The sequence below is a fragment of the Streptomyces toyocaensis genome, assembly GCF_000725125.1.
In the GTDB taxonomy this organism is placed as follows: domain Bacteria; phylum Actinomycetota; class Actinomycetes; order Streptomycetales; family Streptomycetaceae; genus Streptomyces; species Streptomyces toyocaensis.
Map to the genome: position 1 here is coordinate 1 of NZ_JFCB01000057.1, position 17169 is coordinate 17169.

Annotated in this window: 20 protein-coding genes, 1 pseudogene and 1 CRISPR repeat array; of the genes and pseudogenes, 10 read left to right on the top strand and 11 right to left on the bottom strand. The window is 69.8% G+C overall.

Annotation, left to right across the window (positions count from 1 at the left end; translation table 11 throughout):
* The first annotated feature begins 46 nt into the window (after positions 1-46).
* Positions 47-319: a CRISPR direct-repeat array (repeat unit 29 nt; unit sequence CTGCTCCCCGCACCCGCGGGGATGGTCCC).
* 660 nt (positions 320-979) lie between these two features.
* From BU52_RS32065 to BU52_RS32075, 3 genes are all read right to left on the bottom strand, one after another.
* Entirely contained in the window at positions 980-1423 is a 444-nt protein-coding gene (locus tag BU52_RS32065; protein WP_037941234.1) for an NUDIX hydrolase, read from the bottom strand.
* A gap of 345 nt (positions 1424-1768) precedes the next feature.
* Positions 1769-2626, bottom strand: a complete 858-nt coding sequence (locus tag BU52_RS32070; RefSeq protein ID WP_051858760.1) for a formylglycine-generating enzyme family protein — start codon at positions 2624-2626, stop codon at positions 1769-1771.
* A gap of 71 nt (positions 2627-2697) precedes the next feature.
* The gene (locus tag BU52_RS32075) at positions 2698-3474 is read right to left on the bottom strand and encodes an aminotransferase class IV family protein (protein ID WP_037941239.1); all 777 of its coding nucleotides are present in this window, start codon (positions 3472-3474) and stop codon (positions 2698-2700) included.
* Between the two features lie 379 nt (positions 3475-3853).
* Between BU52_RS32075 and BU52_RS36685 the strand changes: the two genes are divergently transcribed.
* The 9 genes from BU52_RS36685 (at position 3854) to BU52_RS32110 (ending at position 11869) form a co-directional block, all read left to right on the top strand.
* Positions 3854-4267 (top strand): ATP-binding protein, encoded by a 414-nt coding sequence (locus BU52_RS36685; RefSeq protein WP_268747635.1) that lies wholly within the window; start codon positions 3854-3856, stop codon positions 4265-4267.
* On the top strand, positions 4264-4689 hold the full coding sequence (locus tag BU52_RS32085; protein WP_051858761.1) for a DUF6415 family natural product biosynthesis protein: 426 nt from the start codon (positions 4264-4266) through the stop codon (positions 4687-4689). Before BU52_RS36685 ends, BU52_RS32085 begins: the two co-directional genes overlap by 4 nt.
* Positions 4686-5384, top strand: a complete 699-nt coding sequence (locus BU52_RS32090; protein ID WP_037941242.1) for a hypothetical protein — start codon at positions 4686-4688, stop codon at positions 5382-5384. Before BU52_RS32085 ends, BU52_RS32090 begins: the two co-directional genes overlap by 4 nt.
* Positions 5385-5553: 169 nt before the next feature.
* Positions 5554-5730, top strand: coding sequence for an FxLD family lantipeptide (locus BU52_RS35155; protein WP_107061326.1), 177 nt, complete (start codon positions 5554-5556; stop codon positions 5728-5730).
* Positions 5731-5800: 70 nt separating this feature from the next.
* Positions 5801-8791 carry a lantibiotic dehydratase gene (locus tag BU52_RS32095; protein WP_051858762.1) on the top strand — a complete coding sequence of 997 codons (2991 nt, stop codon included), beginning with the start codon at positions 5801-5803 and terminating at the stop codon, positions 8789-8791.
* A complete protein-coding gene (locus BU52_RS32100; protein WP_037941244.1) occupies positions 8788-9930 on the top strand; it encodes a lanthionine synthetase C family protein in 1143 nt (380 codons plus the stop codon). Before BU52_RS32095 ends, BU52_RS32100 begins: the two co-directional genes overlap by 4 nt.
* Before the next feature lie 13 nt (positions 9931-9943).
* The gene (gene fxlM / locus BU52_RS32105; RefSeq protein WP_037941246.1) at positions 9944-11140 is read left to right on the top strand and encodes a methyltransferase, FxLD system; all 1197 of its coding nucleotides are present in this window, start codon (positions 9944-9946) and stop codon (positions 11138-11140) included.
* A gap of 64 nt (positions 11141-11204) precedes the next feature.
* A complete protein-coding gene (locus BU52_RS35445) occupies positions 11205-11369 on the top strand; it encodes a hypothetical protein (protein ID WP_157847943.1) in 165 nt (54 codons plus the stop codon).
* 149 nt (positions 11370-11518) lie between these two features.
* A complete protein-coding gene (locus tag BU52_RS32110; RefSeq protein WP_235216477.1) occupies positions 11519-11869 on the top strand; it encodes a hypothetical protein in 351 nt (116 codons plus the stop codon).
* 227 nt (positions 11870-12096) lie between these two features.
* Here BU52_RS32110 and BU52_RS32115 read toward each other — a convergent pair whose 3' ends face one another.
* From BU52_RS32115 to BU52_RS32125, 3 genes are all read right to left on the bottom strand, one after another.
* Positions 12097-12552, bottom strand: coding sequence for a hypothetical protein (locus BU52_RS32115; RefSeq protein WP_037941253.1), 456 nt, complete (start codon positions 12550-12552; stop codon positions 12097-12099).
* A 126-nt stretch (positions 12553-12678) separates the two neighbouring features.
* Positions 12679-13062: a hypothetical protein gene (locus BU52_RS32120; RefSeq protein ID WP_037941255.1), complete on the bottom strand. Its 384-nt coding sequence runs from the start codon at positions 13060-13062 to the stop codon at positions 12679-12681.
* 3 nt (positions 13063-13065) lie between these two features.
* Positions 13066-13299, bottom strand: coding sequence for a hypothetical protein (locus BU52_RS32125; RefSeq protein WP_037941257.1), 234 nt, complete (start codon positions 13297-13299; stop codon positions 13066-13068).
* 595 nt (positions 13300-13894) lie between these two features.
* Between BU52_RS32125 and BU52_RS36690 the strand changes: the two are divergent.
* Positions 13895-14249, top strand: a pseudogene (locus BU52_RS36690) (transposase); the annotation flags it as partial.
* Between the two features lie 8 nt (positions 14250-14257).
* Here BU52_RS36690 and BU52_RS35450 read toward each other — a convergent pair.
* Genes BU52_RS35450 through BU52_RS32145 form a run of 5 tightly spaced genes read right to left on the bottom strand, consistent with a single transcriptional unit; the run spans position 14258 to position 17052 of the window.
* The gene (locus BU52_RS35450) at positions 14258-14479 is read right to left on the bottom strand and encodes a hypothetical protein (RefSeq protein WP_051858763.1); all 222 of its coding nucleotides are present in this window, start codon (positions 14477-14479) and stop codon (positions 14258-14260) included.
* Positions 14476-14877 carry a hypothetical protein gene (locus tag BU52_RS35455; RefSeq protein WP_051858764.1) on the bottom strand — a complete coding sequence of 134 codons (402 nt, stop codon included), beginning with the start codon at positions 14875-14877 and terminating at the stop codon, positions 14476-14478. Before BU52_RS35455 ends, BU52_RS35450 begins: the two co-directional genes overlap by 4 nt.
* Before the next feature lie 40 nt (positions 14878-14917).
* Positions 14918-15430, bottom strand: a complete 513-nt coding sequence (locus BU52_RS32135) for a hypothetical protein (protein ID WP_037941261.1) — start codon at positions 15428-15430, stop codon at positions 14918-14920.
* A gap of 28 nt (positions 15431-15458) precedes the next feature.
* Positions 15459-15782: a hypothetical protein gene (locus BU52_RS32140; protein ID WP_037941264.1), complete on the bottom strand. Its 324-nt coding sequence runs from the start codon at positions 15780-15782 to the stop codon at positions 15459-15461.
* Positions 15783-15795: 13 nt separating this feature from the next.
* The gene (locus tag BU52_RS32145; protein WP_078903565.1) at positions 15796-17052 is read right to left on the bottom strand and encodes an IS256 family transposase; all 1257 of its coding nucleotides are present in this window, start codon (positions 17050-17052) and stop codon (positions 15796-15798) included.
* Positions 17053-17169 lie beyond the last annotated feature (117 nt).

The window sequence follows — 17169 nt, forward strand, 5'->3', positions numbered from 1 at the left end:
GCGGGGATGGTCCCCACATCCGATAGGAAGCGAGGAACCGACCATGCTGCTCCCCGCACCCGCGGGGATGGTCCCATCCACAAGCTCGCGGAGGTGTACGGAGTCCCCTGCTCCCCGCACCCGCGGGGATGGTCCCACGGTGCTTGTGCTGCGGCATGTCTGAAGACTCTGCTCCCCGCACCCGCGGGGATGGTCCCGATGCCCCTGAACGGTAGATCCGGTAGAGGCCCTGCTCCCCGCACCCGCGGGGATGGTCCCACGAGGGCGTACTGGTCGGACTGCCGGGAGGCCTGCTCCCCGCACCCGCGGGGATGGTCCCCCTCCACTACGGCTGCTCCCCGCACCCGCGGGGATGGTCCCGTATCGACGCGTAGCCCGAGATGCCGACCTGTCTGCTCCCCGCACCCGCGGGGATGGTCCCTGACGGATCCTCCCGTCGCGGTGGCAGAGGGCGAGTGCGAGCCGAGACTCGCCGAGTTGAGTCAGGTCGGCGGGCAGTGGGGCGAAGTGCTCCCACTCCGGCAGGAACTTTGGGCGGTGCCAGGCCACGTCACGCACTCCTGCGTCCAGCGCGAGCCAGTCAGCGGGGTCGGCGACATCCAGCGTGCTGAAAAGCGGCGTACCTCCCGCGAGCCGTGTTGCTGCCGCTGTCCCGTCCTCGATGTCCTCAAGCATTCCCGCCCCTCCAACAGTCGTGCCAGGTGATCGTAGGGGCGGAGTTCGCGTAGGGCGCGCGAAATATGGGCTGTGTTTGCTACGGGCCGCCGTTTGGCACCCTGTCCACCAGAAGCCGAACGCGGTGACATCGCCCCTGCTTCGCTTGCCGCCGGTGACAGGTAGCGCGCCGCATCGGTGACCACCACCATGCTTTGTCCCACTGAAGCCGCAGGCCGGCGGATGCCGGTGGTGAGAACTATCGTGCTTCGGCACAGGTGCGGTGGTTGCCGCATCCTGTGGTCCCGAAGACAGACAGTCGGCCCTACCGCCAGTTGTGCGACGCGAGAGGGCCGGTGCCGTTCAGGTATCCGAGCAGGCCCTCGCGCGGATACTCGATGATGTCGTCCGGGAGCTCGTGTACGGGAAACCACGCGAGCGCCATGCACTTCTCCGGTTCCTTGTTGACGACTTCCCCCTCCCATTCCTCAGCCGCGAAGAAGAAGCCGATCCGCTCCACCTCGTCGTCCTGGCGGTGGTGCACGACCTGGACGAGTTCGAGGTCCGTCGGGTCGACGACGATGCCCGTCTCCTCGAACAACTCGCGGGCCGCGCCGACGGGCAGTGACTCGCCCCGGTCGAGCTTCCCCGAGGGCATGTGCCACCGGCCGTGACCGTAGGGGCCGCCCCGCTGGGAGAAGAGGATCTTGTCGCCGTTGCGAAGGATGACGTGGGTGTCGATGACGGGTGTGGCCGGTCGTCCGCTCATGTTCCTTGGGGGTTGTCGGGGTGGGTCTGGGGACCGACGCTGGGCAAGGCCGGTATGGCGTCGGCGATTCGCAGGTCAGGAAGGTGCGGTCGACGTACGGCAAAAGCGTTGAGGTCGGGGCCCGGCTGCGCCGCTGCGGGCACACGGTCTGCGGGCCGGCCCCAGCACCGACTCGATCGCCGGGGTGCCCCCTGCGGGAACGCAACCGATGCGGTAGCGGGTCGCCGGACGGGAACTCGGCGGACACCTTCGAACGCCGGCCCACCTCAGCCCGCAGGACGACCCGCTGTCGCAGGTGCCGCTCTGTTGGCGGCCACGCAGAGAAGGAGGCCAGCCCGAGCCGGTTCACTCAACCGCGGTGCTGACGCAGCGGAACCCGGTGTCGTTGTCGCGCATCGTGTCGTTGGCGTCGTTCGTCAGGGACGGGGCAGCCCGCGTGAAGGGGCTCGTGAACGCGCTGCCCTTCAACTCGTGACGCCCTGGCTCGGACTCGGTGGCGCACCACTCCCAGGTGTTCCCGCACATGTCGAACACGCCGTACGGGCTCACCCCGGACTGGTAGCGGGTGACGGGGGTGGTGCGGCCTATGCCGGAGTCGAGGACGTTGCACTTGGCGGCCGTCGGCGCGTCGCCCCACGGGTACGAGCGGCCCTTGGAGCCGCGGGCCGTCTTCTCCCACTGCTCGCTGGTCGGCAGCGACTTACCGGCCCACGCGGCGTAGGCGACCGCATCATGCCAGGTCACCCAGACCACGGGGTGGTCGAAGAGGCTGTCCGGGCAACGCCCCTCCGGCCAGTGCTGAGGGGCCCTGCGGCCGGTGGCGCGAACGAACCGCGCGTAGTCCGCGTTCGTAGTGGGGTAGACGTCGATGAGGTAGGCATCTGTCCAGGTCGGCTTGTTGTCCGGACCGGCGAGAAAGATGCCCTCTTCCACGGGCGCCATGAGCTTCCCGTCGATGGGGCTCTTGGTGTACGGGACTTCCCGACGGAGCAGTTGCTCGGCGCGGGCGTCATGCTCGGCTGCGGCCTGCGCGGTGATCAGCGTCGCGAACCGCTCCTGCACCGCGGGGCCGGCGGTGGCGAGCATGGTGTCCAGTGCGGCCTGGTTCGCGGCCCGCGGGGTGACGGCCGTGCCCCTCGTCTCCCACTTGACCAGCATGCGGTGACTGACGCCGACTGCCGCGGCGAAGTCCCGGCCGTTCATCCTCAGTGCGGTGCGGAAGGCTGAGATCTCCCGCCCCGTCCAACGCGCGACCCCCGTCACCCCTGTGCCGCCTACAGCCGCTCGCCCGGGATGGCGAGGTAGCTGTCCCGGAGGTGGGTGAGCAGGGGGTGTTCCGTGGCCATCGGCACGTCATCGATGCTGGACAGCGCCCGCACGCCGATCGCCGTGTTGGTGGCGAAAGCGGCCTGCATGCCCTGGGCCTCGGCGAGGGTGACCGGCGCCGTGCTGTGGTGCCCGGACTGCTGCAGGAGCGCCATTGTGACGCCGGGCAGGACGTCGGCCTTCGGCCACACGACGCCGCTCTCACCGATGAAGCCGATGTTCCAGGTGCCGCCCTCCGAGACACGGTCGTCCGGCCCGATGAACAGCGCGTCGTCAGCGCCGTCGAGGAGCGCGGTACGGCGTGCGTGCAGGGCGCCGAAGAGACCGGCGTGCTTGACCGCTGGCACATCACGCTCGTAGCGGACCGACTTCACCCGCAGTGACGGCATCGGCAAGTCGGCGGCCGGCCGAACAGTCACGAGGACGTGGGGGTCGTCCGCCTTGTCAGGGCGCCCCATCGTCACGGCCGGATCGTAGATGGTGACTCGTACGACGAACGAGCCGGTCAGGTCGCTGATGGCCTGGCGGACGTAGCCGAGGACCCTTTCCGGATCCAGCTCCGCACCCATCACGACACGGCAGTCTCTCACCAGGCGCTCCATGTGCAGACCAAGGCCGCGTACGCGCTGGTTGTCGACGCGCATCGAGGTGAAATGGCCGTAGTTGGTCAGCGCCAGAGTCAGCAGGGCATCGGGGGTAACGGGTCGTCCGTTCAGTTCCGCCATGTTCTTCAGGATGGCAGCAAGCCCGGCAATGCCGAGAGGACAAAGGGATTTGACGGCGCCTAAGTTCGCCAGAAGTTCCTTCCCCCGCCGACCCTCGACGGTGTTCTCTGGTCACCTGGCAAACACTCACTGTGACCGATGGAGGGTGTGAGCGCCCTGCCCACAGGCCAGGGCGCGCCCCGCAAGTGCAGTGAGTGCCCTGACCGAGCACGAAGACGTGGACCAGGGAGACCCCTCCATGCGCCCCAGTGAAGCCGGATCGACCAGCCTGTTAGGGAACCCACCGACACAGGTCGGCTCCGCGCCTCTGCCCGCCGTCGCGGCAGACCGATCGCCTCACGACCGTCGTGGGCACCAGCGTGCCCACGACCGCATAAGCCTGTGCTTCGAGGTCTCCCCGCCCCGGAACGGGAACAGCGTCCTCGACGACGACGCGCGTCGTGTAGGGATGGCGCGGCGGGTGACGGCGGCCCGGCTGCGGTACTGCGGCCTGGAGGCCCTGGTCGATGACACCATCTTGATCGTCTCCGAGCTGGTCACCAACGCCATCCAGCACGGTGACGGCGCACAGATCACCCTGACCATGACGGTCCGCGACGGCTTCGTGCGCCTCGCCGTGCGCCATGAGACAACCGGCCGGCCGGTCGTGTGCCACGCCGACGACGACGCCGAACGCGGCCGCGGCCTGTTCCTCGTCGACCGCCTCACCGCGGCCCACGGCGGCACCTGGGGGACCAGCGACGCCGGAACCAGCACCTGGTGCACGCTCACAGTCCCGGACGGCCGACCGTGACCGCGCCCGGCACCGGCCGGCGCTTCACCCGCCCAGTGCGCCCGTGGACACCGTCTCTCACCAGGGGAGAACTCGCCACCGTCCTGAACAGGCTCCGCAGCTGGAACCCGTTCGACGGCGGCACTCTCCTCGACGACGTCGCCGTGGTCCTCGACGACGTCCCCCCAGCCGAAGAGGCCACCGAGGAGATCGCCGAGCGGCTCCACGGACACCTCATGCGGCTGGTGAACATCGCCGTCGCCGCCGAAGCCGAACGAGACCCCGCCGCGGCGCAGCTCATCCAGCACGCCCGCACGCTGCGCGGCGAAGACCTGCCCGGCGACCACGGGGAGGCCATCGTGCACCTGCGCCGGCTGGGCTGGACCGCCAACGAACTCCTCGAGCGGCTCGTCGCCGTTCGTTGCCTGAAGGAAGCAGAATGACCCACGCCGCCTCACCGCGCACGAGCGTCAACCCCGTGCGCCCCGAGCCGCTCCTGGTCCCGTTCGTCATTCAGCGCGAGGGGGAGGATGCCGCCCCTGACAACCTGCTGCTGACCCCGATCGGAGGACCGGGCCGCTACCGGCTGAGCTACGCCGACGAGGACCCCCGCGACCGCGACTTGCGCGGCGTGCTGTGGGCCCGCTGCTCCTTCGGCGCGGTCGACGACTTCGGCAAGCCCACGGGCAAACCGCAGTGGCGAATGATGCACCCCCTGCGGCAGCGGGGGACGATGCAGGCGATGCGCTGCCAGGTCTGCGCCGGCCGCGCGCGGACCCCGCTCGGATACATCTTCCTCGCAGGCCCGGACACGGTGGACCCCGACGACCTCGGGATCCTCACGAACCAGCCGCCGGTGTGTGCCCGGCACGCGCGTACCGCCGCCGACCTGTGCCCGCACCTCACCCCCGACCCGATGGTGCTCCTGGCACAGAGCGCGCCTCTGTACGGAGTCAACGGCGTCGGCTACGGCTACGGCTGCCAGGGCGTGCAGGTCATGGAGCGGCCGGCCGGACCGATCCCGTACGGCCACCCGCTCATGCGGACCGTCCTGGCCTCCCAGATGGTGCGCCGGCTCAGCTCCTTCCGGCCCGTGGGCCTGGACGAACTGCTCTGGGAGCTGGAGCGCGCCGCATAGGCCCCTGCCCGGCGGCCCGGTTGTCCCCCGGCCGGGCCGCCGGGCAGGCCCCAACGCCCTGTGTCGGCGCAGGACCCGCGCTGCAGGCTGCACCGAAGGCACCGCAGCCCGCAGCGGGGGCCCTGGGCCCTCCCGCCCACCAGGGCGGACCAGCTACTGAGGAGTATCGATGCCGATCGCGACCTATCAGCCTCCCCAGCCGCCTGCGGTGCTCACCGAGCCGGTACCCGCCGACGAGTGGGAGCTGAAGACCACCATCACCCGGACTCCGGTCCCGATCGTCGAGGCCTGCGGCACCGGCGACGGCTGCGCCAAGACCTGCGCGTCGTCCTGCGCGTCAAGCTGACCCGACCTGCGGCGGTGCGGGTGCGCTCTCTGCGCCCGCACCGCCGCACAACCCCGAGGAATCACGGACGATGACTCGACTCACCTTCCGCAGGCACGGCGACGTCCTGGTCCTGCGTACCGCCGTTCTGCCAGTGTGGGCCCGCCCGGACGGCTGGCCCGATGGGGAATCACTCGACGACTGCCGCCAGTGGCTGGCCCGCGTCTGGGCAGACAACTCCTTCGTGGTCCCCCTGCGGGCGGCGTCTCCGGGGCTGGTCAGCTTCATCGAACAGATCCTGGACGGCCGCAGAGTCCCGCAGAAGCGAGTCCGCAGCGCGACCCTGTCCGTCGCCGGCTACTTCCTGCGGGCAACGTCCCGGCCAACACCGTTCGGTCTCTTCGCTGGTGTAGCCCTCGCCGGCGTCGGGCCGGTGTCCGCGAACGTCGGTATCAACCACCAGGCGCTCGCACGCCCCGACACCCTGTGGGTCGACCACGTGCGCCGCACGCTGGAGTGCCGCGCCGACGTGCTCCCGCACGTGAGGATGCAGATCAGCACGCTGTCCTTCCAGCGCGGTGACGCCATCGGAACCCCCCGATCAGGTGGACGTCTGGCCTGCGCACCGGTGACCCGGCCCCTGGCCCTCCTCCTGAACGCGGCGACCACACCGACCACCGGCCGCGACCTTCTTGACGTGCTGGCCACGGTGGGCGGCACACCGGCTCAGGCCACCCGTCTGATCGGGCAGGCCCTGGAAGACGGGTACCTGACCAGCGATCTCGTCGCTCCCATGACCGTCGATGATCCGCTCGGACACATCGTGCGCACACTGCGGCCGCACACCGGCACGCTGGACCCGGCCACGGTCCAGATCGTCGATCACCTGGAGGAGACGTGGCTGGCCCTTGCCGCGCATGACCAGTCCGGCCATGAAGAGGCCGGTGAACTGCGGGACCTGGCCGACACCAGGATGCGGGAGATCCAGCCGGCGGACTGCCGGAGCAGGATCAGCCTCGACCTGCGCATCGACGCCCAGGTGTCCGTTCCTCACCATGTCCTGGACGAAGTGGAGCGCGCCGCACACGCACTGGCACGCCTGACCCGGGCCCAGGGGGAGTCCCCGGCGTGGGCCGCCTACCAGACGTACTTCTGGGAGCGTTACGGAGCCGGGGTCCTGGTCCCGGTCCGTGACGCCGCTGACCTGGCCGGGGGCATTGGGCTGCCCGCCGACTACCCGATGTCCGTATGGAGCGAGCCGCCGCTGACCGTGCTGCCGCGCGACGAGCAACTGACAGCGTGGGCCATGCAGGCGGCCATGACCGGCACCCGCGAGATCGTCCTCACCGAGCAGGACGTCGACGACCTGGCCGGTAGCCGGCCGGAGAGACCAACCGCCCCACACGTGGAGATCGCATTCAAGCTCCGTGCCTCCAGCAAGAAAGCCGTGAGCAGCGGAGACTTCACACTCGATGTGCGGCCCGCGTGGACGGCCGGCGTCCTGTCCGGCCGCTTCACGAGTGTGCTCGGGCGCCGGCTGTCAGACCTGTACCGGACACTGCCCACCATGACCCAGGGAGCCCTCCGCGCTCAGCTCTCCTTCATGCCCTGCTTCCCGCACGCCCAGAACGTCGCCCGCATCCCCACCCTGCTGCCCTACGTCATCCCTGTGGGGGAGACACGGACGGCGGCGGACCACCTCATCGGCATCGACGACCTCGCCGTGTACTCGACTGGCAGGGACCTGCACCTGGTCAGCATGTCCCGGCGGCGCATCGTGGAACCGCACGTGCTGCACCCCCTCGCCCTCGAGAAGCAGGCCCCTCCGCTCGCCCGGTTCCTGGCCCAACTGGGGCGTGGCTTCGCCACGGCGTGGACCGCGTTCGACTGGGGGCCGGTCGCGTCGGCCCTGCCCTACCTGCCCCGCGTCCGCCACCGCCGCGCCGTGCTGGCCCCGGCCCGCTGGAAGCTGTCTATCGCGGACTTACCGACGGGACCTTTCGGGCCGGCCTGGCACAAGGCGCTGGGCGAATGGGCGACCACGTGGCAATGCCCCGCCCGGCTACAACTGCTGGACGACGACCGGACCATGCCCCTGGACCTGACCGAACCCCTCCACGCGCGCCTCATCCACCAGCACCTTCGCCGCCACTCGCACGCGGTGCTCACCGAGGCCGTGAGCGACGAGGAACTCGGCTGGCTGGGCCACGCCCACGAACTGACGATCCCGCTCGCGACCACCCATGCCCCGGCTCCGCACCCGGACCTGACCCACGCCCCCGTCGTGACGAACCAGGACCTGGCCCACCCCGGAGACGCCGAGCAGCGGTGGACACAGGCGAAAGTGTTCACCCACCCCACCGCCATGGACCAGATCGTGACGGCGCGGCTGCCCCGCTTGCTCGACGACCTCGGCACCTCGCGGGTGTGGTTCGTGCGGTACAGGTCTCTGCAGGAGACCGACCATCTCCGCATCCGCGTGGCCACGGGCGGACCGGACGGCCACGCAGCGACGGTGCGCGCCCTGTCCGCCTGGACGAAGCAGCTCACCGCGGACCGACTCGCCTCCCAGCTCGTCCTCGACGGTTACCGGCCCGAGACCGGCCGCTACGGCACCGGGACGGCCATGGACAAGGCCGAGGACGTGTTCGTCGCCGACAGCCTCGTCACCCGCTACGCCCTCACCGACGTCCCCACCTTGCAGCGGGAGGCGGTGTGTGCCCTGAGCATGATCAACGTGGCGGAGGGGTTCCTCGGCACTCACGAAGGCCGGGTCTGGATGGCGCGCACTCCCGTGCGCGGTAGGGGTCGCCTCGAGGTCACGCGGCAAACCGTCGACCAGGTGGCAGCCGGGCCTCTTGTGCAAGCGACGCCTCGGCTCACTCAAGCCATCGCCCAGCGACGGGCGGCGCTTGAGGCGTATCGGGCGCAGACGGACGAGAGCCGTCCAGGACAGATCCTGCACTCCCTGCTCCACATGCACCACAACCGGCTGATCGGGCCCGACCGGGACAGCGAGGCGGCAGCCCGCCACGCAGCACGGCAGGCCTGCCGGTCGTTGGTGCTGAGGGGAACCACATGAACCATGACGACCTCGGCGCAGGGCATGCCGGGACCGCTCTCCACGCGATGGTCGTCGCCCGCGATCAGGGCGACTGGTCGGCAGCCCACGCCGCAGCGAAGGCAATCAGCTCCCAGCCCATCGCCGCGCACCCGGCACACGCGAACCTCTACCGCGGTGCACCCGCGGTCGCATACGTCCTGCACATCGCAGGCCACCCGGCCTACGCACGGGCCCTCGCCCAGCTCGACATCGAGGTCGTCGCGATCGTCGCCGACCGACTGGCCGCCGCGCACCGCCGTATGGACAGCAAGGCTCCGCCGTATCTGCGAGAGTACGACCTGATCAGCGGCCTCACCGGACTCGGTGCCTATCTCCTTCACCGGGGGCACGACCATGCCCTCGAGCGCGTGCTGCGCTACCTGGTGAGGCTGATCACCGAACCGCTTACCGTCCACGGGCACCAGGTCCCCGGATGGTGGGCAGCCACAAGCCTGCGCGACACCCCCGGCACCGGACGACTCGCGCATGGCCACGTCAACTTCGGCATCGCACACGGCATCGCCGGCCCTCTCGCCCTGCTCGCCCTGGCCCGCCGCGCCGGCTGCACCGTCGTCGGGCAGGACGACGCCCTGGCCGAAGGCATCGCCCACTTCACCACCTGGGCGCAGCCCCTCGACGGCGGCGGCACCGGCTGGCCCGAGTACCTGCCTCTGACCGCCTACCGGAAAGGGCCCGGGCCCGCAGCCGCCCCCGGCCGCCCGTCGTGGTGCTACGGCACCCCCGGCATCGCACGAGCCCTGCAGCTCGCCGCCCTCGCCCTCCACGACGAGACGGCGCGGCGCCTCGCCGAGCACACGGCACTCCAGGCCGTCACGGACCCCCGACAGACCGGCCAGATCACCGAGACGTCGCTCTGCCACGGGTGGGCGGGTCTCCTCCTGACCGCCGACCGGATCGCCGCCGACGCCGAGCTGCCCGACCTTGCCGGCGCCCTTCCCGCGCTGCATGACCGCCTCACCACCGCCATGGGGCGGCGCCGGACGACCGAGCACGCCGGCCTGCTCACCGGCAAGGCCGGCGTGCTCCTCACGCTCCACACCCTCACCACCACCCGCCCCGTTGGCCTGGGGTGGGAGACCTGCCTACTCCTCGACTGAAAGCGATGTAACAGTGAGCCAGACCCCCACGGCCGACCAGCTCCGCAACCGGCTCGTCGACGAGATCCTCAGCGAGCGCAGCGTGCCCGCAGACGTGGAACGGGCCATGCGGACCGTGCCCCGAGAGGCGTTCCTGCCCGGCATCAAGCTCGAGAACGCCTACACGGACCAGGCCGTGACCATCAAGGACAACCCCGGCAAGCCCCTGCCCCTGTCCTGCGCGTCGGTGCCGTCCGTCGTCGCGATGATGCTCGAACAACTCGGCGCCCAACCCGGCGACAACGTCCTCGAGATCGGTGCCGGCACCGGCTACAACGCAGCCCTCCTGGCCGAACTCGTCGGCCGCGGAAGGGTCACGACCGTCGACATCGACCCCGACGTCGCCCTGCACGCCCGGACCACCCTCAACGCCACCGGGTACGACCGCGTCACAGTGATCGAACGCGACGGCCTGCTCAGCGCGCCCGAGAACGCACCGTACGACAAGATCATCGCCACCGTCGGCGTCTGGGACATCCCCATCACCTGGTGGAACCAGCTGGTGGACGGCGGGCGCCTCGTACTGCCGCTGCGCTGGCGCGGACAGACCCGTTCGGTCGGCCTGATCCGCCGGGGGGACGAACTGATCTCCGACAGCATGGAACTGTGCGGCTTCGTCCCCATCATCGGGCAGAACGGCGAGAAGGCGTCCCCTCTCAACGCCGGCGACACCATCCGCGTGCACTACGACCAGGACCAACTCTTCGACACCGAAGCTCTCGCCCACACCCTGCTGACGAGCAAGCAGGCCCGCGACGTCCCGTCCGCTCAGCGGGTCGGCGGCCAGGAGTCGTTCGACGGGGTATGGCTGCGCGCCACGGCCGGCGACGACCGCGTGTGCCGACTGGAAGTCACCCCGCAGGCACTGGAGCAAGAATTGATCCGCAGGCCCGCCACGCCCGGCCGCAGCCCCGTCCTGGTCGAAAGGGACTCCCTCGCCTACCTGACCGTGACCCGCGAAGGTGTCGACCCTGAGCGCCCGTTCCGACTCGGCGCGGCCGCCTACGGGCCGCGGGGTGAGGAGCTCGCACAGGATCTTCTCGCGCACATCGACGCGTGGGGATCCGCCCGCCTGGCCGTGCCGCGCATGACCGTCACGCCTGCCGAGACCGGGGCCCCTGCGGGCCACGTGATCAGGAAGCCCGAGAGCCACGTCGCCCTCACGTACTGAGCCAGTCTCGGCGGCGCCTTCACCCGCCATCCGTGGGGCACCGCCCGTCTGATCGCTGTGGCGGATGCTGTACGAGACGTATGCGGCGGAAGAGATCTGCAGCGTCAGCATCGAGGAACTGGACCTGACCGGCTACCAACGGGAGCTGCACCGTTCCGTGTGGAAGGCGGCCGTCCACGGCGCCGTGGAGTCGGCAGCTCCTCAGGGCACCAGTCGCGAGACGCGGTGAACACGGCCCTGCGGGAGGCCGACATACACGCACCCGCCACCGAAGCGGGAGCGCATTCATAGCGTGGCCTTGTTCCCTCGCACGGGTGGTCATGCCGGGTGCGGTGTCCCGGAGAAGGCTCACGCGCCGTTGGGCTGATCATGAAGACGATGCTCACGGCCGCCGCGGTGGCGGCCCTCGCCCTGATGTCGGTCACAGCCGTTCCGACGGCCGCGGCGCCCTCCCAGCCCACGGTGGTGGACGCGACGCCGTGCACCACGAAGTGGAAGGTCACCGGCAAGAAGGTCGCGGTCCGCATGCCGAAGGGCGACGCGCCGGTGGCGTCATCGAACTCGCCGGTCGTGCGCTACCTGCACAGGGGCGACGTGGTGACGTCGTGCGTCGAGGCGATTGCCCGCACGCAGAGCGGTCCGGCCTACCGCAAGTGCGGCCGCGACGGGCACGTCTGGAGGATCGTCCGCGGCGGACAGGTGCCCGCCACCTGCCTGAATCGAGCTTGAGCGTCACCACTGGGCCTGCGCCCTGTTGACACGGGAGATCGCGCCAGTTCGTCTGTGCCGGTGCGCCTCCGAGACCGGCAGGGCGAGCCGGAGCAGGCCACGGCGACTGCTAGGATGTGGCTCAGGGCGGACCCACCGTTCAGGCCGGGAGCCGCCGGTGGTGTCGGTGACCCGTCAACGCGCCCGCGCCGAACAGCAGGCCACGGCCGGCTGATCTCCCCCACAGCTCAGAGCGCGATCGGCCGATACTTCAGAGCCTCGTCGACGATCTGCTCCGCAGACGCATCCTTGAGGGCGTCCGAGGGGTGGAAGACCAGGTCGCTCACCCGGGGATGCGACACGTTCGCCTCCAGGAGCCGCAGATAGTAGTCGCACTCCGGGTCGGCCATCAGGAGTCTGCGAACGATCTCGACGAGCTCGTCCCGGGTGATGTCCGCGACCACGGGGCGAGCCGGCCGAGCCGCCTCCCTCGCGAACTCTTCCAGACTCCTGCTGCCGTCGTAATCCGCGAACTCGAGAGCGTCGTAGTCGTGACCCGTCGTCGCGTTGAAGGCCGCGATCGCCCCGCCCGCCGCCTCCGGGCGGGCATCCAGCAGGTCAGCGATCCGCTCCACCTCGGCGCACAACTCATCCAGCCGCTGCTGACTCACGGGCGGGGGCGTCAACTCCGGTCTCAGGTCCACAGCCGAATTATGGCCATCGGTACCGACTCGCCCGAGCCACCGAGCCCTCTGCGGTGCTGCCTCTTCCCATTCGCTTTCCGTTCTCACCTACGAAGTCAGACTCCAGAGCTGCCTGCGCCGCAGCCATCAGGGAATGCGCAGGGACCGGAGCCGCTCGGCGATGCCGTACGAATCGAGCTCCAGGGCGCGGACCTCGGTGATCAGCTCGCGCCAGACCTCGAACTTGGTGTCGACCTGCTCTCCGTGCATTTCCATGTACGCGACTGCCAGGCCGTAGCCGAACAGCTCATTGCGGGCCGGGAGCGGGCGCAGCACCACGCACTCCTCCAGGAAGACGGCCGCGCGCCAGAAGACGTCGGGCTGGTGCTGGTCGTGACGGGGCGGATCGACCTTGTGGCGCGCGGCCATGCCGACGAGCACGGAGAAGTCGTTGACGGTCAGGTCTTCCGGCAGAAGCTCTTCCTGTCGCTCCAGGAACCACCGGTAGTCGACGTAGTACTCACCAGGCACAGGTCAGGCCGCCTGCGGGGCGTGCCGGACCGGACCGCCGAATGCCGCGTCGAACGCGGCGACGGTCGCCGGATCGCCGGTCACACGGCGGAAAGCCTCGGCGCCGGCTACCAGCGCACGCTCGCGCTGCTTCTCCTCGGCCACCCGCGCGAGGTAGGCCTCCAGGGACAGTCCGGCGTCGTCCGCCAGCGCCTGGAGGGCGGCCCTGGTGCTGTCGTCGATCTCGATGTCGGCCATGACACGAGTATGCCGCGCCGGCCTCTGGCCGGGCCACCCCCTTCGTGAAGTGGCCCTGACCTGCGGCTCAGGGGAGCGGGCACCCTGGACTACTGGCCAAGCGGAGCCGCACGGGAGGCATACGGGAATGTCCTGATGCAGCTCCGTCCCGGCGCGGTGCACCCGGCACCGCACATAAGGGCAGGGCCGCCGGTCTGTCGCCGCGGGGATCGAGACAAGATCATCCCATGAGGCGTAGAGCGCTGGGCATGGGACCGACCGCGAGCGAGTCAACCGCGGAGACGACAGGGGAGAGGTTGCTGCCCGTGGAGCGGCTGTGCAACCCGCAGGGAGCCGGGGAGGTATTTGAGGGTGAGCAGCCGACACCGGAGGGCGCACGGCGGCCCGGTCGGCGACTGCTGCGCCTTGCGCCCGAGGCTGCGGGCGACAACCCGGATACGGCTGTGTAAGGGGTGCGGCTTCTGCCCGGGAGGGCGGCCAGAGGAAGAAGAGCGAACACGCAAAGTGCGCTCTGTGTGGCAAAGCCGAAACTCGGGCCCCGCCAACACAGGCCTCGTGCTCGCGGGTGGTGGTTGGTGGTCAGTTCATATCCCTGCTCGCCGTCACCTTGACCGGCGGCAACCGCAACAACGTCGCCCCGCTCATCCCGCTGCTTCAGGCGGTGCCGTCTGTTCGGGGCAAGCGCGGCCGGCCCTGGTGTCGGCCCCGACATCGTGCTCGGCGACCGCGGCTGCGACCACGACAAGTACCGCCGCCTCGTCCGTGCGCTCGGCATGAAGCCCCTGATCGCACGACGCCACACCGAACACGGCTCCGGACTCGGCACTCAACGCTGGGTGGTCGAGTGAGCCTTCGCCCACCTGGACTGGTTCCGCCGTCTGCGGATCCGCTGGGAGATCCGCGACGACATCCACGAAGCCTTCCTCACTGAGGGATGCGCACTCATCTGCAAGCCAGCTCAGGCGGCGGGGGTCGGCTCCTCGTCGGCGCGGCCGCCGGCTCCGAGGGTCCGCTGCGGGGCCGGGGCCGTCGCCGTGGGGCCTCCGAGTACGCCCCGGGCGCGCAGCTCGGCAACGTCGGGGAGACGGACGCCGGGCAGTGCGTCGATCAGGTCGGCCTGGGCGGCGCGGATAGTGTGTGCGGCCTGGAGGCCGGAGCCGAGGGTGCGGCGGGCTGTCACGCTGTCATCGTACGGGCGGGGTCACGGCTGGCCGTGCTCGATCCAGGCCACGTACTCCTGGCGGACGTACGGGTTCGGCTGCCGCCGGCGCTGTGCCACTCGTCCGCGAACGCCGGGTGCTTGCCCGCGCTGGTGCCGTGGGCGTCGTCCCACTCGCGCAACAGCCAGGCGTCCGACTGGGCTTCGCCCTGCAGAAGGCTGTCGACGGTTGACGCGAGCGCGCGGCGGTCGGACAGGGCGGCCTGGCGTAGCCAGTACTCCCGGTTCTCCATCCACTCGGTGGTGTCCATCAGCCGCTCGACGGCGGCCGCATCCTCCTCGGTGGGCGGGGCCTGCCGGCAGGCATCCAGCGGCAGGGGGGCGCCGTAGCCCTCGGCGGGAAGCGGTACGTCCTCCACGGCGGTCCCCTTCCCTGAGGTGTCTGCTCGCCCTACGGACCTACGGGCAGGAGCCGTACTTTTGGGCCTTGATATAGGCATTGGCGTGATCTTCCACCTTTACCCACCTATGCGTACTTGTCCCTGACTGGTTGTAATACTGCGTCCAGGTGTCGTACGGAAGATTGAACTGGACCTTGTAGCAGTAGCCGGCGTCGACGCGGAAGGTATCCCAGTCCTCACCCATCGCAGTTCCCGCGCCGGGGTTGAGCCATTTCCTCTCTGAAGACGACGAGCAGTACGGGTCCTCCGTCCTGCTGGACCCGGTGGTGCCGCTCCAGCACCAGTCCTGCGCGATGTATACGCCCAACGTGCTGTGGTTGATTATCGAGCTGCAAAGCGGTTCCCAGCAGGAGCTGTCGGCCTGGGCGGCGGGAGCTGCGCCGAGTACCGTCATGGTGGCCACGCCGCAGACAGCGGTCAGGCTGGCGATGAACCTCTTCACTCGCATGAATCCCCCCTCGTCTGGGACCTCCATCAGCTGTACAGCTATGGACAACTCCCAGGCGAGCAATTGTCAAAAGCTGTGGATCAGTAGCTGTTCACGCTGTCTCGTGGTCCAGGTGGGTGAGCCCTTCGATGGAGTCCAGGCGAGTCCGCAGGGCGGGGTCCGGGGTCGGTGTGGTGGTGAGCAACAGCACCTGGGCCACCGGGTGTTCCGGGGCGTAGAGGTCGTCTTCCTCGTCGTCGCCGGGAATCGGGTTGGGCTGGATCTCTATCCGCCCGTTGGGGGTGTCGGCGAGGTGGTAGACGCCCCGGTAGTCACTGTCGCGCTCGGTGAAGACCAGCCCGAGGCGGTCACTGACGAGCCGGACCAGCTCGCCGGCGGTGTGGGTGCTGGTGCCGTAGGTGTGGTGGTCGGCCATGGTGCACCAGACCCTATGCCGCAGCGGTGGCGGGGCGCTCGATGAGCTGGCCGCCTTCGAAGCGGGCTCCGGCACGGACGAGGGCGACGAGGTGGGGTGCGTTCACGGCCCGCCACCGGGCCTGGGCGGACTCGACGAGCTTGAAGACCATCGCCAGTGCCGCGGTGCGGGAGCCGGCGCCGCGGGTGACCTTGGTGCGCAGGCGGACGGTGGAGAACGTGGACTCGATCGGGTTGGTCGTCCGCAGGTGGATCCAGTGCTCGGCGGGGAAGTCGTAGAACGCCAGCAGCCCGGCCTCGTCGTCGGTGATCTTCTTGACGGCCTTGGGGAACTTCGCGCCGTAGAGCTGGGTGAATGTCTTGATCGCCTTGACCGCGAGGTCGCGGTCCTCGGCGTTGTAGATGTCCTGAAGCGCCTTGCGGGCGCCGGGCTGGGCCGACTTCGGCAGAGCGTTGAGCACATTGGCGGTTTTGTGCACCCAGCACCTTTGATGACGGGAGGCGGGGAACACCTCCGTGAGGGCCTTCCAGAAGCCGAGAGCCCCGTCGCCGACCGCCAGGACCGGGGCGCGCATCCCCCGGCGGGCGCAGTCACGCAGCAGGTCGGCCCAGGACTCGCCCGACTCGCGGTAGCCGTCCTTGAGTGCGACCAGCTCCTTGCTGCCGTCGGCGCGCACGCCGACGAGCACGAGGACGCAGGCTTTGGCCTCTTCCAGGCGGACGTTGAGGTGGATGCCGTCGGCCCACACGTACACGTAGTCGACCTCGGCGAGGTCGCGGTCCATGAACGCGGCGTGGTCGGCCTGCCACTGCGTCGTCAGCCGGGTGACCGTGGCCGGCGACAGCCCGGCCGAGCTGCCGAGGAACTGCTCCAGCGCGGGCACGAAGTCACCGGAGGACAGGCCGTGCAGGTAGAGCAGCGGCAGCACCTCGCTGATCTTCGGGGACTTGCGGCACCACGGCGGCAGAATCGCGGAGGAGAACCGCTTGCGCTCGCCCGTGGCCTCGTCGACGCGCTTGTCGTTCACCCGCGGCGCCCTCACCTCGATCGCGCCGGCCGCGGTGGTGACCTTCCTGGGCTGGTGGTAGCCGTTGCGCACGACCAGGCGACGGCCGCGATCGTCGCGCTGGTCAGCCAACTCTGCTATGTAGGCGTTGACTTCAGCTTCCAGCGCGGCGGCCAGCATCCTTCTTGCGCCCTCCCGGACGATCTCGTCGATCAGGGAGGAGCCGTTGGCGGTGGTGCCGTCGTCGTTCACTACGCTGAGCACGGACGTGCCTTCCCGGCCGGTGCTGCGAACACCGGTCTTGCTCGGTGACCTATCGATCAATCACCCGGGAAGGTACGTCCTTCCCGGGTCGATCCACAGGTTCTGAGCATTGCTCCC

Bases quoted from the DNA above. Each gene is read 5' to 3' on its own strand.
- BU52_RS32065 (WP_037941234.1), bottom strand. From the start codon at position 1,423: ATGAGCGGACGACCGGCCACACCCGTCATCGACACCCACGTCATCCTT.
- BU52_RS32070 (WP_051858760.1), bottom strand. From the start codon at position 2,626: ATGAACGGCCGGGACTTCGCCGCGGCAGTCGGCGTCAGTCACCGCATG.
- BU52_RS32075 (WP_037941239.1), bottom strand. From the start codon at position 3,474: ATGGCGGAACTGAACGGACGACCCGTTACCCCCGATGCCCTGCTGACT.
- BU52_RS32090 (WP_037941242.1), top strand. From the start codon at position 4,686: ATGACCCACGCCGCCTCACCGCGCACGAGCGTCAACCCCGTGCGCCCC.
- BU52_RS35155 (WP_107061326.1), top strand. From the start codon at position 5,554: ATGCCGATCGCGACCTATCAGCCTCCCCAGCCGCCTGCGGTGCTCACC.
- BU52_RS32095 (WP_051858762.1), top strand. From the start codon at position 5,801: ATGACTCGACTCACCTTCCGCAGGCACGGCGACGTCCTGGTCCTGCGT.
- BU52_RS32100 (WP_037941244.1), top strand. From the start codon at position 8,788: ATGAACCATGACGACCTCGGCGCAGGGCATGCCGGGACCGCTCTCCAC.
- BU52_RS35445 (WP_157847943.1), top strand. From the start codon at position 11,205: ATGCTGTACGAGACGTATGCGGCGGAAGAGATCTGCAGCGTCAGCATC.
- BU52_RS32110 (WP_235216477.1), top strand. From the start codon at position 11,519: ATGCTCACGGCCGCCGCGGTGGCGGCCCTCGCCCTGATGTCGGTCACA.
- BU52_RS32125 (WP_037941257.1), bottom strand. From the start codon at position 13,299: ATGGCCGACATCGAGATCGACGACAGCACCAGGGCCGCCCTCCAGGCG.
- BU52_RS32140 (WP_037941264.1), bottom strand. From the start codon at position 15,782: ATGGCCGACCACCACACCTACGGCACCAGCACCCACACCGCCGGCGAG.